This is a genomic window from Actinoplanes hulinensis (assembly GCF_019429605.1).
GTDB lineage: Bacteria > Actinomycetota > Actinomycetes > Mycobacteriales > Micromonosporaceae > Actinoplanes > Actinoplanes campanulatus.
On sequence record NZ_JAHXZI010000017.1, the window covers coordinates 87,685 to 101,571 of the forward strand.

Annotated in this window: 18 protein-coding genes; 16 read left to right on the forward strand and 2 right to left on the reverse strand. The window is 69.6% G+C overall.

Annotated features, from left to right (window positions below):
* Positions 1-30: 30 nt before the first annotated feature.
* From KZ829_RS29605 to KZ829_RS29620, 4 genes are all read left to right on the forward strand, one after another.
* A complete protein-coding gene (locus KZ829_RS29605) occupies positions 31-261 on the forward strand; it encodes a hypothetical protein (protein WP_183216512.1) in 231 nt (76 codons plus the stop codon).
* A 62-nt stretch (positions 262-323) separates the two neighbouring features.
* A complete protein-coding gene (gene ffh / locus KZ829_RS29610; RefSeq protein WP_220147186.1) occupies positions 324-1,883 on the forward strand; it encodes a signal recognition particle protein in 1,560 nt (519 codons plus the stop codon).
* A gap of 65 nt (positions 1,884-1,948) precedes the next feature.
* Positions 1,949-2,542 (forward strand): Uma2 family endonuclease, encoded by a 594-nt coding sequence (locus tag KZ829_RS29615; protein WP_220147187.1) that lies wholly within the window; start codon positions 1,949-1,951, stop codon positions 2,540-2,542.
* A gap of 17 nt (positions 2,543-2,559) precedes the next feature.
* Positions 2,560-3,636 (forward strand): amidohydrolase family protein, encoded by a 1,077-nt coding sequence (locus KZ829_RS29620; RefSeq protein WP_220147188.1) that lies wholly within the window; start codon positions 2,560-2,562, stop codon positions 3,634-3,636.
* On the opposite strand, the gene KZ829_RS29625 is transcribed toward KZ829_RS29620, so the two are convergent.
* A complete protein-coding gene (locus KZ829_RS29625; RefSeq protein WP_220147189.1) occupies positions 3,637-5,124 on the reverse strand; it encodes an outer membrane protein assembly factor BamB family protein in 1,488 nt (495 codons plus the stop codon).
* Positions 5,114-5,617: a SigE family RNA polymerase sigma factor gene (locus tag KZ829_RS29630; protein WP_220147190.1), complete on the reverse strand. Its 504-nt coding sequence runs from the start codon at positions 5,615-5,617 to the stop codon at positions 5,114-5,116. The genes KZ829_RS29625 and KZ829_RS29630 overlap by 11 nt, the downstream gene beginning before the upstream one ends.
* Before the next feature lie 83 nt (positions 5,618-5,700).
* Here KZ829_RS29630 and proS point away from each other — a divergent pair, with 83 nt between their 5' ends.
* The 12 genes from proS to KZ829_RS29690 all read left to right on the forward strand — a co-directional run bounded on the left by proS (position 5,701) and on the right by KZ829_RS29690 (position 13,884).
* Entirely contained in the window at positions 5,701-7,107 is a 1,407-nt protein-coding gene (gene proS / locus KZ829_RS29635) for a proline--tRNA ligase (RefSeq protein WP_220147191.1), read from the forward strand.
* Between the two features lie 8 nt (positions 7,108-7,115).
* Entirely contained in the window at positions 7,116-7,769 is a 654-nt protein-coding gene (locus tag KZ829_RS29640; protein WP_220147192.1) for a ribonuclease FAU-1 family protein, read from the forward strand.
* A gap of 177 nt (positions 7,770-7,946) precedes the next feature.
* Positions 7,947-8,411 (forward strand): 30S ribosomal protein S16, encoded by a 465-nt coding sequence (gene rpsP, locus KZ829_RS29645; RefSeq protein WP_183216495.1) that lies wholly within the window; start codon positions 7,947-7,949, stop codon positions 8,409-8,411.
* Positions 8,389-8,646, forward strand: coding sequence for an RNA-binding protein (locus KZ829_RS29650; RefSeq protein WP_014447131.1), 258 nt, complete (start codon positions 8,389-8,391; stop codon positions 8,644-8,646). Before rpsP ends, KZ829_RS29650 begins: the two co-directional genes overlap by 23 nt.
* A gap of 6 nt (positions 8,647-8,652) precedes the next feature.
* Positions 8,653-9,219: a ribosome maturation factor RimM gene (gene rimM, locus KZ829_RS29655; protein ID WP_220147289.1), complete on the forward strand. Its 567-nt coding sequence runs from the start codon at positions 8,653-8,655 to the stop codon at positions 9,217-9,219.
* A gap of 40 nt (positions 9,220-9,259) precedes the next feature.
* On the forward strand, positions 9,260-10,024 hold the full coding sequence (trmD, locus tag KZ829_RS29660; RefSeq protein WP_220147193.1) for a tRNA (guanosine(37)-N1)-methyltransferase TrmD: 765 nt from the start codon (positions 9,260-9,262) through the stop codon (positions 10,022-10,024).
* 126 nt (positions 10,025-10,150) lie between these two features.
* A complete protein-coding gene (rplS, locus tag KZ829_RS29665) occupies positions 10,151-10,507 on the forward strand; it encodes a 50S ribosomal protein L19 (RefSeq protein ID WP_183217210.1) in 357 nt (118 codons plus the stop codon).
* Positions 10,508-10,673: 166 nt separating this feature from the next.
* A complete protein-coding gene (gene lepB, locus KZ829_RS29670) occupies positions 10,674-11,567 on the forward strand; it encodes a signal peptidase I (protein ID WP_220147194.1) in 894 nt (297 codons plus the stop codon).
* Positions 11,564-12,223: a signal peptidase I gene (lepB, locus tag KZ829_RS29675; RefSeq protein WP_220147195.1), complete on the forward strand. Its 660-nt coding sequence runs from the start codon at positions 11,564-11,566 to the stop codon at positions 12,221-12,223. Before lepB (KZ829_RS29670) ends, lepB (KZ829_RS29675) begins: the two co-directional genes overlap by 4 nt.
* A 24-nt stretch (positions 12,224-12,247) precedes the next feature.
* On the forward strand, positions 12,248-12,724 hold the full coding sequence (locus KZ829_RS29680; RefSeq protein ID WP_239140170.1) for an NUDIX hydrolase: 477 nt from the start codon (positions 12,248-12,250) through the stop codon (positions 12,722-12,724).
* Positions 12,725-13,564 carry a ribonuclease HII gene (locus KZ829_RS29685; protein ID WP_188119453.1) on the forward strand — a complete coding sequence of 280 codons (840 nt, stop codon included), beginning with the start codon at positions 12,725-12,727 and terminating at the stop codon, positions 13,562-13,564.
* A complete protein-coding gene (locus tag KZ829_RS29690; protein ID WP_014447123.1) occupies positions 13,561-13,884 on the forward strand; it encodes a DUF2469 domain-containing protein in 324 nt (107 codons plus the stop codon). The genes KZ829_RS29685 and KZ829_RS29690 overlap by 4 nt, the downstream gene beginning before the upstream one ends.
* Positions 13,885-13,887: the final 3 nt, after the last annotated feature.

Below are 13,887 nucleotides of genomic sequence, written 5' to 3' on the forward strand. Positions count from 1 at the left end.
GCGACGACGCGACGACAGCGGGAGGCCGCGATGGGCAAGGCAATCGGATATCTGGTGGCACTGATCGCCGGAGTGGTCGTGGTGGGCTGGGTGGCCAGCGCGATCCTCGGCCCGGTGCTCTTCTACCTGATCGTGGGCGCTCTCGTGCTCGGCGGCGGCGCTCTCCTCTACGCGAAGGTGAAGAAGGGCCTGGCCCCCGGCACCCGGACGCAGCGGCGGATCGAGGCGGCCGCGCGGACGTACCGGATGCGGAACCGGTGACCCCGCGACGGTCCGGCTAGGCTTGCGGTCTCCAGCAGTTACGACCAACGGGAAGTCGCATCGTGTTTGACACCTTGAGTGACCGCCTCTCCGGGATCTTCGGCAAGCTCCGCGGCAAGGGCCGGCTCACCGATGCCGACATCGATGCCACCGCCCGCGAGATCCGTCTCGCGCTGCTGGAGGCGGATGTCGCGCTCCCTGTGGTCAAGGCGTTCATCGCCAACCTGAAGGAGCGGGCGCGCGGCGCCGAGGTCTCCCAGGCCCTCAACCCGGCCCAGCAGATCATCAAGATCGTCAACGACGAGCTGATCCAGATCCTCGGCGGCGAGAGCCGGCGGTTGCAGTTCGCCAAGCAGCCGCCGACCGTGATCATGCTGGCCGGTCTCCAGGGCTCCGGTAAGACCACGCTGGCCGGCAAGCTGTCCCGCTGGCTGAAGGGGCAGGGCCACCAGCCGCTGCTGGTCGCCTGTGACCTCCAGCGCCCCAACGCGGTCAACCAGCTCCAGGTGCTCGCCCAGCGGGCCGGGGTGGACGTCTACGCCCCGCAGCCGGGCAACGGCGTCGGCGACCCGGTGCAGGTCGCGCGTGACTCGATCGAGCACGCGAAGCGCACCGCCAAGGACATCGTCATCGTCGACACCGCCGGCCGCCTCGGCATCGACGCCGAGATGATGCAGCAGGCCGCCGACATCCGCGCCGCGGTCGACCCGGACGAGGTCATCTTCGTCATCGACGCGATGGTCGGCCAGGACGCCGTCCGCACCGCCGAGGCGTTCCGCGACGGCGTCGGCATCACCGGTGTGGTCCTCTCCAAGCTCGACGGTGACGCCCGCGGTGGCGCCGCGCTCTCCGTCCGGCACGTCACCGGCCAGCCCATCCTGTTCGCCTCCACCGGCGAGAAGCTGGAGGACTTCGACGTCTTCCACCCCGACCGGATGGCCGGGCGGATCCTCGACATGGGCGACCTGCTGACCCTCATCGAGCAGGCCGAGCAGGCCTTCGATGAGGATCAGAAGGAGAAGATGGCCAGCAAGCTGCTCGGTGGCGAGCAGTTCACGCTGGAGGACTTCCTGGACCAGCTGATCGCGGTCCGCAAGATGGGCCCGATCGCCAACATCCTCGGCATGATGCCCGGGATGGGCCAGCTCAAGGGCCAGCTCGACGAGCTCGACGACAGCCATTTCGACCGGGTCACCGCGATCATCCGCTCGATGACGCCCGGCGAGCGCAGCAACCCGAAGATCATCAACGGCTCCCGCCGGCTGCGTATCGCGAACGGCTCCGGCGTCACCGTGATGGACGTCAACCAGCTTCTGAACCGCTTCACCGAGGCGCAGAAGATGATGAAGCAGATGACCGGGATGATGGGCCTGCCCGGCGCCCGGCGCAGCGCCACGAAGAGCTCGAAGAACAAGCGCAAGGGCACCAAGGGCGGCAACCGGCCCCGCGTCGGCGGGCGGCCGGGCGGGATGCCCGCCGGGTTCCCGGGTGGGATGCCGCAGCTGCCGCCGGGCCTCGACCCGGGTGCGCTGGGCGGTGGGCAGGGGATGCCGCCCGGTTTCAAGCTGCCGAAGCTCGACTTCAACAAGCTCAGCAAGCCTCCGAAGGATGACAATCGCTGATTTGGGACGGCAGGGCTAGTCATGGTCCAGGTAGTCTGATGACACCCCCCGACAAGGAGGTGCCCATGACTGCGGCCCTGCGTAATCCGGATCTGCTCGACAAGCAGGACTGGACCACTGACGACCTGGCCAGCCTTCCCGAGGGACTCCGTTACGAGTTGATCGACGGAAGGCTGATCTTGCCGTCCCCTACTAGTTTCCATCAGCTTCTCGGTGTCGAGCTGGTCCTGATGCTGCGGCCGAACTGTCCGCTGGGCTACGTTCCGGTCCCTGATCTGTCACTTGATGTTGATCGCCGTAACGAGCCACGGCCCGACGTCGTGGTGGTTGATGACCGATACATGTTGCGTTCGCCCGTGCCGGTGGACGGGGCGTTGCTGGTTGTGGAGGTCATCTCACCGACGTCGCACTTCCGGGACATGCACGCGAAGACGGAGATCTACGCAGCCGCGGGCGTCGGCAGCTATTGGGTGGTTGACCCCACCTTCGACGGTTCCGTGGTGTTGACCGTGTTCCGGCCCGGGGACGACGGCAAGTATGAGCGTGTCATCAGTACCACCAAGGTGTTCAGCACCGACGTGCCGTATGAGATCACCATCGACCTGCCGGCGCTGACGGCGCTGCGTGATAAATACCTCGCTGCACAGGACGACGCTTGATCCGGTAGTACTTACCCATGGCGTTGCATGTGCGTGGGACGGTTCTGCCGGACGGTGAGGTCCGGGACCTGTGGCTGGTGGGGGACAAGGTCACCTTCGAGCCGGTGGCCGATGCCGAGACGATCAGTGACGGCGGGTTCATCGTGCCGGGGCTCGTCGACGCGCACTGCCATCTCGGGATCGCATACGGGGCCAAGCCGATCGAGAGTGTCGGCCAGGCCCGTGAGCTGGCCCATCAGGACCGGGACGCGGGAGTGCTGGCGATCCGGGACGCGGGCTCGCCGTACCCGTACCCCGAATTGGACGACGAACCGGGCGTGCCCCGCCTCGCCCGCGCCGGGCGGCACGTGGCCGCGCCCCGCCGTTATCTGCGCGACATCGGCGTCGAGGTGGCCGGTGAGCAGGTCGCCGTCGCCGTCGCCGAGCAGGCGAAGGCCGGGACCGGCTGGGTGAAGCTGGTCGGCGACTGGATCGACCGTTCGGTGGGGGATCTCGCCCCGAGCTGGGACGCCGCGACCATGACCGCCGCCGTCGAGGCCGCGCACGCCGCGGGCGCCCGCGCCGCCGTCCACACCTTCTCCGAGGAGGGGGTGGAGATCATGGTCAGGGCCGGGGTCGACTCGGTGGAGCACGGCACCGGGCTCACGCTGGACCTGATCGACGAGATGGCCCGGCGGGGGACCGCGCTGGTGCCCACGATGATCAACATTCGGACCTTCGGGGGCATCGCCGACAACGCGCGCGGCAAGTTCGACGGTTACGCCGACCACATGATCGCGCTGCGCGACCGGTTCCCGTCGGTGGTGCTGGCCGCGCACGAGGCCGGCGTCCCGATCTACGTGGGCACCGACGCGGGCGGCGGCATCCGGCACGGGCTGGCCGCCGAGGAGATGCTCTACCTGCACGAGGCCGGCATCCCGGCGGTCGACGTGCTGGCCGCCGCCTCCTGGCGGGCGCGCGAGTGGCTGGGCTTCCCCGGCCTGGTCGAGGGCGGTCTCGCCGACCTGGTGGTCTACGACGCCGACCCGCGCGCCGACCTGCGCGTGGTGCGGGCCCCGCGCCGGATCGTGCTGCGCGGGGCCGTCATCAGGTGATCAGCGGGTGAAGCGCCAGATCCGCAGCTCCCGCCCGGCCGGGCAGGTCAGCACCGTCTCGTCCCAGTCGCACCGCCCGGAGACCTCCGGCAGGATGCCGATCTTGCTCTTCTTGTAGTCGACGGTGGAGACGCCGCGGGCGGTGTACTGCCGATCGCCCGCGTCCTGGGTGAGGGTGAGCACGTTGCCGTCGTCGAGGAAGCCGCCGAAGCCGTTGTCGGAGTACATCGCCTGGCCGTTCGGGTCGTAGAGGGCCGTGCCGCCCCCGCCGCCGAGGCTCATCATGAGGCGGTCGTCCCGCATCGAGGCGATGCCGCTGCCCGGCACCGCCCCGGTGGTCCGGAGCACCTCCCCGGTGGCGGCGTCGATCATGACGAGGCGGGCCTCCCGGTCCCCCTGGAATTCGAGGACGCAGAGCCGGCCGCGCCCGCAGGGGAAGAATTTCTCCCACCGCCAAGGCTCCTGAGGGCGGTACAGGATCCGGTCCGGGGTGCCGATCTGTGTTCCCTTGTCGTCGTACGCGGTGAGGTAGACGGTCCCCTCGTAAGCCGTCACCGAATCGATGCCGGTCGAATCGTTGCCCCGCTCCCAGACGTCCAGGGCGGTCGTCCAGGCCTGGGCGGTCGACCGGACCTTGCCGGTGCCGATGTCCCGGATCACCACCCTGCCCGTCCCGGTCACCTGGACCAGGCGGTCGTCGGTGTACGGGAAAGCCTTCTCCGTCGACGGATCGAACAGCCCGTTGTTACCGCTGCCGTATTCGTGGGCGTCCGATTCGGTCACCATCCCGTCCATCAGCACCGGCCGGTCCGCGCCGCCCTGGACCGACCACAGCCGCCGCCCGGTGACCAGGTCGTATGCCTCGGTCACCCCGGTCGTGGCGATCATCCGGACCAGCACCTTCTCGTGCAGCACCAGCCGGTCGTGGTCGGTGTGGGCCAGTTCCCAGCGCTTCGTGCCGGTGGCCGGGTCGTGGAACTCCAGAACCCGGTTCTGCGGATCGTCGATCTCCTTGGAGAAGTCGTTCGACTCGCGCAGCAGGATGACCGCCGCGGTGGTGGCCGCCACCCCGCGGTAGTACGTGGCCCGGCTGGAGATCCGCCACAGGGTCGCGCCGGTCGACGTGTCCACGGCGACCGTCTCGTGGCCACCGTCGCCGACCGTGGAGAAGCCGATCACCCGGTTCCCGGAGATGCGGGCGTTGTTCCACATCCGGCCGTCGCCGAGCCGCAGCGGCTCGCCGACCGGCGACAGACCGCGGACCCGGGACGGGGTGGTGGCCGGGAGGATCGGCTCGGCGTGCCGGTCCCGGGTGACGGCCACGCCGACCCCGGTGAGCACCAGCAGCACCGCGATGCCGGCCAGCACGGCGCGGTGGCGGGCGCGGCGCTGCCGGCCACGCTGCCGGGCCCCGTCGGCGCCGGCCAGGGGAAACGTGTCGGCCTGCCGGCCCAGGGCGGTGAACAGGTCGTCCAGGTCAGCGGGCACGGCGGGCTCCTTCCGGGGTGACGGTGGCGCGGGTGTCGTCCAGGGCGGCCGCCAGCGCGGCACGGCCCCGGGACAGCCAGGACTTGACGGTGTTCTGCGTGGCGCCCGATTCGGCGGCGATCTCGGCGATCGATCGGTCCAGCAGGTAGTGCAGGGCCAGGGCGCGCCGCTGCTTGTCCGGCAGTTCGCGCATCGCCCGGACGAGCAGGACCACGTCCTCCGACGGCGGGTTGACCGGCGGCAGCGGTGGTTCGGCGGCGGCCCGCGCGCGGCGGACCCCGAGCCGGCGCCACCGGTCCGCGGACAGCCGGTTCACCACGAGCCGCAGCCAGGCCTCGGGGTCGTCGTACCCGGACACCCTGCGCCAGCGCTGCCACGCCCGCGAGTACGCCTCCTGCACGAGATCCTGTGCCTCGCCCGGATCGCCGGTGAGCCCGTACGCGTATCGCAACAGCCGCCGGGACGTGTCCCGGTAGAAGCCATCGAAGTCCATCCGTCACCCCGTCTTTCTCCGATGAGGGACACGGGATGCCCACCCGGCCGGTTGCGGTTCAGGCGGGACTACGATGCTTCCTCATGGCTCGCGTGCTCACTCCCCGTGCGGAGGACTTCCCCCGCTGGTACCAGGACCTCATCGCCAAGGCGCAGCTCGCCGACAACGGCCCGGTGCGCGGGACGATGGTGATCCGTCCGGTCGGCTACGCGATCTGGGAGCGGATGCAGGCCGACATGGACGCCCGGATCAAGGAGCAGGGCGTTCAGAACGCGTACTTCCCGCTCTTCATCCCGGAGAACTACCTGCGCCGCGAGGCCGACCACGTGGAGGGCTTCTCACCGGAGCTGGCCGTGGTCACCCACGCCGGCGGCAAGGAGCTGGCCGAGCCGCTGGTCGTGCGCCCCACCAGCGAAACGGTGATCGGCGAGTTCATGGCCAAGTGGGTCGACTCGTACCGTGATCTGCCTCTCCTGCTCAACCAGTGGGCCAACGTGGTCCGGTGGGAGCTGCGCCCGCGGACCTTCCTGCGGACCACCGAGTTCCTCTGGCAGGAGGGCCACACCGCGCACGCCACCGAGGCCGACGCGCGGGAGCACGCCCGGGACATCCACCGCAACGTCTACCAGGCGTTCATGGAGGAGTTCCTGGCCATCCCGGTCATCCCGGGCCGCAAGACCCGTGGCGAGCGCTTCGCCGGCGCCACCAACACGATGACCGTCGAGGCCATGATGGGTGACGGCAAGGCGCTCCAGATGGGCACCTCGCACGAGCTCGGGCAGAACTTCGCGAAGGCGTTCGACATCACCTACTCGTCGGCCGAGCGGACCGTCGAGCACGCCTGGACCACCTCGTGGGGCACGTCCACCCGGATGGTCGGCGGCCTGATCATGGTGCACGGCGACGACAACGGCCTGCGGCTTCCGCCGCGGCTCGCGCCGATCCAGGTCCAGATCATGGTGGTCAAGGCGGGCGAGGGCGTCGCGGAAGCGGCGGCTCAGGTCACGGCAGACCTCAAGACCGCGGGCGTACGGGTGAAGCTCGACGACCGCGCGGACGTCCCGTTCGGCCGGCGTGCCGTGGACGCCGAACTCCAGGGCATCCCGATCCGGATCGAGGTCGGCCCGCGTGACCTGGCCAACGGCAACGCCGTGGTGGCCCGCCGGATCGACGGCACCAAGTCGCCGGTCGCCCTGGCCGAGGTGGTGAACGAGGTCGTCGCCGCACTCGAGGCCGACCAGCAGCGGCTCTTCGACGACGCGCTGGCGTTCCGGGTGGAGCGCACCGTCGAGGTGAAGACGCTCGCCGAGGCGATCGAGGCGGCGCAGACCGGGTTCGCCAGGGTGCCGTGGTCGGCGGTCGGCGAGGCCGGCGAGAAGGAGGCGAACGGCAAGGCCGTCACGGTCCGCTGCCTCACCCGCGAGGACGGCTCGATGCCGGAGTCGGACGAGGAGCCGGACCTGATCGCCTACCTGGCCCGCTCCTACTGAGCGCTCGGATGGGTTTCGAGCCGGGCCGGCTGATCCTGCACCGGGACACCCACCACGGCCGGATCGCCTTCGTGCATCCCGGCCGGGTGGTCTCGGACGACGACCGTGGGCTGCTCATCTGGGTGGCCCGCGGTTCGGTGATCGCGGTCGAGACGACGCTGGACGGCCGTTTCCCGCGCGATCTCGCGTTCGCCGACTGGATGGCCGCCGAGCGGTCGCCCCGGACCGCCCGCTGGCGCGGCCCGGGCGTGCTGCGGTTCTTCCCGCCCGGGGAGAACCACTCGGTCTGGTTCTTCCGCGACGACGAGGGCCACTTCACCGAGTACTACGTCAACCTGGAGGAGTCCGCCGTCCGCTGGGACGACGGCGTGGCCGCCGGGATCGACGTGATCGACCAGGATCTCGACATCGTGGCCCAGCCGGGCGGCACCTGGCGCTGGAAGGACGAGGACGACTTCGCCGAGCGCCTGGCCCACCCGGATCTCTACTGGGTCCCCGACGAGGCCGCGGTGTGGGCCGAGGGCCGTCGGGTGATCAAGAAGATCGAGTCGGGGGAGTTCCCCTTCGACGGCACCTGGACCGATTTCCGCCCCGACCCGTCCTGGCCGGCCCCTGAGGAACTACCGGACGGGTGGGACCGCCCGGTCGTGGCCCGGTCGTGAACGTATCCCGATTGGGATCCGGCCCTGGTCGTCTGGCAGAATGGCTCGTTGGTATCCGGCACGCTTCAGGCGCCCTCTAACCCCTGACAGCGCAAGCCAGTCCACGAGGCATCGGTCCCACATCCCCACGTGGGTTCCGGTCGGCTCACCCACGCAGTCATCAGGAGCGAAAACACCGTGGCCGTTAAGATCCGGCTCCTGCGGATGGGCAAGATCCGCAACCCGCAGTACCGCATCGTCGTCGCCGACTCGCGCACCAAGCGTGACGGCCGCGCCATCGAGTACATCGGCATCTACCAGCCGAAGGAACACCCCTCGGTCATCGAGGTCAAGTCCGACCGCGTGCAGTACTGGCTCTCCGTCGGCGCGCAGCCGTCCGAGCCGGTGCAGCGCATCCTGGAGAAGACCGGCGACTGGCAGAAGTTCAAGGGCCTGCCCGCTCCGGCCCCGCTGCTGGTCGCGCCGAGCAAGCAGAGCAAGGCCGAGGTGTTCGACGCCGAGTCGAAGGCCGCCGCCGGCGTCGCCGACAAGCCCGCCACCGCGAAGAAGGCGTCGAAGCCCGTCGAGGCCGCCGAGCCGAACCGCGAGGCTGTCGCCGAGACCGCTGAGGACCCGGCCGGTGCCGGCGCCGACGCGAGCTGACGGGGCGCTCCGGCCCGCGCTGGAGCACCTCGTCAAGGGCATCGTCGACAACCCGGACGACGTCCGGGTCCGGCTGGTCGACTCGCGCCGCGGCAAGCGGCTCGAGGTTCGCGTGCACCCCGAGGACCTGGGAACGGTCATCGGGCGCGGCGGGCGGACGGCCAAGGCCCTGCGTCAGGTGATCGGGTCGATCGGCGGTCGTGGCATCCGGGTCGACATCGTCGACGCGTACTGATCGATGCTGCTCGTCGTAGGCCAGATCGGTAAACCGCACGGCATCCGGGGCGAGGTCTCGGTGGTCGTGCGGACCGACGAGCCCGAGGAACGCTTCACCGCCGGGTCGGTGTTCATCACGGAGGTCCCCCGGGACCGCCGGGTGGGCGCCGGCCCGGCGGCCGCTCCCGCTCCCGGTGCTCGTTTCGAAGTCCCGAAGCAACTCACTCTCGAGTCGATCCGCTGGCATCAGGGCCGTGGGATCGCCGTCTTCGAGGGCATTCACGACCGCAACGTCGCCGAGGCGCTCAAGGGTGTCTTCCTCCAGGTGGACAGCGCCGGTCTGGCGCCCCCGGAGGACCCGGAGGAGTTCCACGACCACCAGCTCGTCGGGCTGCGGGTGGAGTCCCTGGACGGCACCGAGCACGGCACCGTGCAGCGGATCGAGCACGCTCCGGCCTCGGACCTGATCGTGCTCGCGAAGAAGGGCGGCGGGACGGCTCTCATCCCGTTCGTCACCGCGATCGTCCCGACCGTGGACCTGCCCGGTGGCAGGGTCGTCGTCGACCTCCCGGAAGGCCTGCTCGACCTGTGAAGGCTCTCCCCGTGGCGGCTCTCCCTGTGCGGGCTCTCCTGTGAAGGTCGACATCGTCTCGATCTTCCCGGACTATTTCGCGCCGCTCGAACTCTCGCTGATCGGCAAGGCGCGGACCGCCGGGACGCTGAAGCTCGCCGTACACGATCTGCGCACCTGGACGTCCGACGTGCACCGGACCGTGGACGACACCCCGTACGGCGGTGGCCCGGGCATGGTGATGCGGCCGGAGCCGTGGGGCCAGGCCCTGGACGCGGTCGCCTCGCCGGGCGCCACGCTGATCGTGCCGTCCCCGGTCGGCAGGCCGTTCACCCAGGCCGACGCCCACGAGCTGGCCACGCTTCCCCACCTGGTCTTCGCGTGCGGTCGCTACGAGGGCATCGACCAGCGGGTGATCGACGACGCCGCGGACCGGATGCCGGTGCGTGAGGTGTCGCTCGGTGACTACGTGCTCTTCGGTGGCGAGGTCGCGGTCATCGTGATCATGGAGGCGGTCACCCGGCTGCTGCCCGGGGTGCTCGGCAACGCCGACTCGCTCACCGAGGAGTCGCACGCCGCCGGCCTCCTGGAGGCCCCGGTCTACACCAAGCCGCAGTCGTGGCGCGATCGCGAGGTGCCGGAGGTGCTCCGCTCCGGCGACCACGGCCGGATCGCCCGCTGGCGGCGGGACCAGAGCCTGCTGCGCACCGCGTCCCGCCGGCCCGACATGTATGCCGCCTACCCCCCGGAGAATCTGAACAAGAAGGACCGGGTGGCGCTCACCGAGGCCGGATTTCAGATCCCGCCTCCGCGTGTGGCAGAGTAGTGAGGTTGCCGTCTACGCCCCGCGCCGCGGGGTGCGGACGAGGACTCTCTGAAGGTATGGAGGGTCAGAATCACCCATCCGCGTACCGAACTCCCGGTGCGCAACGAGTACGACGAGGATGCAGCGATGAACACGCTGGACGCTCTTGACGCCCAGTCGCGGCGTACCGACCTTCCCGACTTCCGGGCCGGTGACACGCTCAAGGTGCACGCCCGGGTCGTCGAAGGTAACCGTTCCCGTGTCCAGGTCTTCCAGGGCGTCGTGATCGCCCGCCAGGGCGCCGGTCTGCGTGAGACCTTCAAGGTCCGCAAGATCAGCTTTGGTGTCGGCGTCGAGCGGACCTACCCGCTCAACAGCCCGGCGATCGACCGGATCGAGGTCATCACCCGTGGTGACGTCCGCCGCGCCAAGCTCTACTACCTGCGTGAGCTCCGCGGCAAGAAGGCCAAGATCAAGGAGCTTCGGGAGAAGCAGACCGTCTGATTCACGCGGTGCGACGGGAACGGGTGCGGGCGAACTACGCTTGCGGCTGTGCCTGGCGCGCTGTAGGTGAACCTTTTCAGTCCTACCGCTCGTAAATTTCCCTAAGCCGGGAAACTCGGGCGGTAGTGCTGTATCCGGGGGCGGTTCGGCCGGTAGGCGGCGGGAGATGCGAAGCGTGGATCCGATGGAAGGCTATCGGCCGTCCGAACGACGGCGGGCCGCGATGCGGCGCAAGGAGATGCCACTGTGGCAGGAGTTGCCGCTCCTGCTGATCGTGGCATTCTGCTTGGCCGTTCTCATCCGGACCTTCTTGGTCCAGGCCTTCTACATCCCGTCGGGGTCGATGGAGAACACCCTGGCGATCCAGGACCGGGTCCTGGTCAACAAGGTCGTCTACGACATGCGTGACCCGCTGCGCGGCGAGATCGTCGTGTTCCGCGGCACCGACGACTGGGCGCCCGAGGTCACCGAGCCGGTCAGCAACGCGTTCATGGCCAAGCTCGGCCGCACCATCGGTGACCTGGTCGGGGTCAGCCGTCCCGGCGAGCGCGACTTCATCAAACGGGTGATCGGCCTTCCGGGTGACAAGGTGGCCTGCTGCGACGAGCAGGGCCGGATCACCGTCAACGGCGTCGGCATCGACGAGGCGTACATCGCCGAGGGTTTCAACTCCGATCTGAGCCAGCCGCCGATCGCAGGGCAGTGCACCAGCCGGCGGTTCGCCGAGGTGACCGTCCCGGCCGGCGAGATGTTCGTGATGGGCGATCACCGTTCGGTCTCCCAGGACGCCCGCTGCCAGGGGACCGTGCCGATCGAGAACATCATCGGCCGGGCCTTCGTCGTGGTGTGGCCCAGCGACCGGTTCACCAGCCTCAACGTCCCCGACGTGTGGAAGCGGTATGCCGAGCAGTACCCGTCGGCGGCCGCCGCACACCCGGTCAAGGCCCGTGAGGAACGCCCCGCGGTGGCCACGGACGGGTTCCCGGTTCTGCTCGCACTGGCGCTATCCGCGCGTTCCGGCATGTCGTTGGTGACTCGACGACGTAGGCTCCGAGCGTGATTGACGAGCAGACCGAAAAACGCAAGGGCTCTTTCTGGCGCGAGCTCCCCATCCTGCTTGGCGTGGCGATCCTCGTCGCCTTCCTGGTTCGGGCGTTCGTGCTGCAGACGTTCTACATCCCGTCCCCCTCCATGCAGCACACGCTGGAGCTGTGGGACCGGGTGCTCGTCAACAAGCTGGTCTACGACTTCCGGGAGCCGCGCCGCGGCGAGATCATCGTCTTCAAGGCGCCGACCGCGTGGCAGTCCGGCGCCGACGGTGAGGACTTCATCAAGCGCGTCATCGGGCAGCCCGGCGACAACGTGGTCTGCTGCGACCAGCAGCAGCGGCTCGTCATCAACGGCAAGTCCCTCGACGAGCCGTATGTGTACGTCGAGGCCGACGGCACCCGCAACCAGGTCGCCGACCAGAATTTCGACATCACCGTCCCGGAGGGCCGCCTCTGGGTGATGGGTGATCACCGCGAGGCGTCCGGTGACTCGCTGGAGCACTACGAGCAGAGCGGCGCGGCCGACGAGGCCGGCAAGATCCAGGACGCGACGATCCCGGCCGACTCGGTCGTCGGCCGGGCCTTCACGATCTTCTGGCCGGTGAGCCGGGCGACCTGGTTGACCGTTCCGGAGGAGTTCGATTCCATCCCCGACGCGGGTAAGTAGCCATCCGAGCATAGGCTTGGTCGCGTGACCGAGGTGATTGACCGCCGTGCCGGCCGGGTTCTACTGGTCGATCTGGCCGGCCGGGTCCTGCTGCTGCACGGCGGCGACCCGGCGCGCCCGGAGCAGCGCTGGTGGTTCACGCCCGGCGGTGGCCTGACACCGGGCGAGACGGTCGCCGACGCGGCCCGCCGCGAGCTGTTCGAGGAGACCGGCCTGCGGATCGGCCTGTCCGATCTGGGGGAGCCGGTCCACCACGAGGTGACCGAGTTCTCGTACGACCGTCGGCAGTACCGTCAGGAGCAGGACTTCTTCCTGGTCCGGGTGGCCGACTGGCAGGTCGACACGGCGGGGATGGAGGAGGCCGAGCGGCTCACCATCACCGAGCATCGATGGTGGTCGGCCGCCGAGATCGAGGCGAGCGCCGAGCAGATCTTCCCGGTCGACCTGGCCGCCCTGCTGCGCCGGCACACCGCCGACGCCGTACCGGATGGACGTTGTTAAATGCTGGCCCCACCACGCACCGTGGTCCGCCGCGAGGCCGGGCTCTACGCGCTGGAGCAGGCGCTTCAGCGCCGTGGCTTCCGGCACGTGGCCGGCGCCGACGAGGCGGGCCGCGGCGCCTGCGCCGGGCCGCTGGTCGCGGCCGCCGCGATCCTGCCCGAGGGCCGGCGCGGGGAGATCCCCGGCCTGGCCGACTCCAAGCTGCTGACGGCGGCGGCCCGGGAGCGCGTCTACGACCAGGTCGTCGCCAAGGCCCTGGCCTGGTCCGTGATGATCATCCAGCCGACCGAGGTCGACGCGCGCGGCCTGCACGTCTGCAACCTCGCGGCGATGCGCCGCGCGCTGGCGTCGCTCACCGTCCGCCCGGAGTACGTGCTGACCGACGGCTTCCCGGTCGACGGCCTCGGCGTGCCCGGTCTCGCGGTGTGGAAGGGCGACCGGGTCGCCGCCTGCGTCGCGGCCGCCAGCGTCCTGGCGAAGGTCACCCGGGACCGGCTCATGGTCGAGCTGGACGAGAGATATCCGGACTACGGTTTCGCCGTTCACAAGGGCTACATCACCGAGGAACACAGCACCGCGCTGACCAGGCACGGACCGTGCCCCGAGCATCGATTCTCGTACGTCAACGTGGCTGCCGCCTCGGGGCGCGGCAACCGGCCGCCGCGGGCACGGCGTCCCGTTTCGTCTTCGGCGCCTTCTTTGTTCGACGATGTATCCGTTACCGAGCCGCTGCTGCTTCCGGAGGCGGCGGCGGGTACCGTCGGCGTGGCGTCAGGCGAGCAGCCTCGGCCGTCGCCGTCAGTGGGGGAAGATGAGGCCATGGAGGGCGAAGAACGATGAGCGCAGAGGATCTCGAGAAGTACGAGACCGAGATGGAGCTGCAGCTCTACCGGGAGTACCGCGACATCGTCCGCCAGTTCTCCTACGTGGTGGAGACCGAGCGCCGGTTCTACCTGGCCAACCAGGTGGACCTGCACGTGCGCAACTCCGACGGTGAGGTGTATTTCGAGGTCGAGATGCACGACGCCTGGGTGTGGGACATGTACCGTCCGGCCCGCTTCGTGAAGAACGTGCGAGTGATGACGTTCAAGGACGTCAACGTCGAGGAGCTGGAGAAGCCGGACATCTCGCTGCCCGACGACGCCGGCTTCGGCGGCTGACGC

Coding starts and splice junctions, on each gene's coding strand:
- KZ829_RS29620 (WP_220147188.1), top strand. CDS start 2,560: ATGGCGTTGCATGTGCGTGGGACGGTTCTGCCGGACGGTGAGGTCCGG.
- proS (WP_220147191.1), top strand. CDS start 5,701: ATGGCTCGCGTGCTCACTCCCCGTGCGGAGGACTTCCCCCGCTGGTAC.
- KZ829_RS29605 (WP_183216512.1), top strand. CDS start 31: ATGGGCAAGGCAATCGGATATCTGGTGGCACTGATCGCCGGAGTGGTC.
- KZ829_RS29630 (WP_220147190.1), bottom strand. CDS start 5,617: ATGGACTTCGATGGCTTCTACCGGGACACGTCCCGGCGGCTGTTGCGA.
- lepB (WP_220147194.1), top strand. CDS start 10,674: ATGCGAAGCGTGGATCCGATGGAAGGCTATCGGCCGTCCGAACGACGG.
- KZ829_RS29640 (WP_220147192.1), top strand. CDS start 7,116: ATGGGTTTCGAGCCGGGCCGGCTGATCCTGCACCGGGACACCCACCAC.
- KZ829_RS29615 (WP_220147187.1), top strand. CDS start 1,949: ATGACTGCGGCCCTGCGTAATCCGGATCTGCTCGACAAGCAGGACTGG.
- KZ829_RS29690 (WP_014447123.1), top strand. CDS start 13,561: ATGAGCGCAGAGGATCTCGAGAAGTACGAGACCGAGATGGAGCTGCAG.
- KZ829_RS29685 (WP_188119453.1), top strand. CDS start 12,725: ATGCTGGCCCCACCACGCACCGTGGTCCGCCGCGAGGCCGGGCTCTAC.
- rplS (WP_183217210.1), top strand. CDS start 10,151: ATGAACACGCTGGACGCTCTTGACGCCCAGTCGCGGCGTACCGACCTT.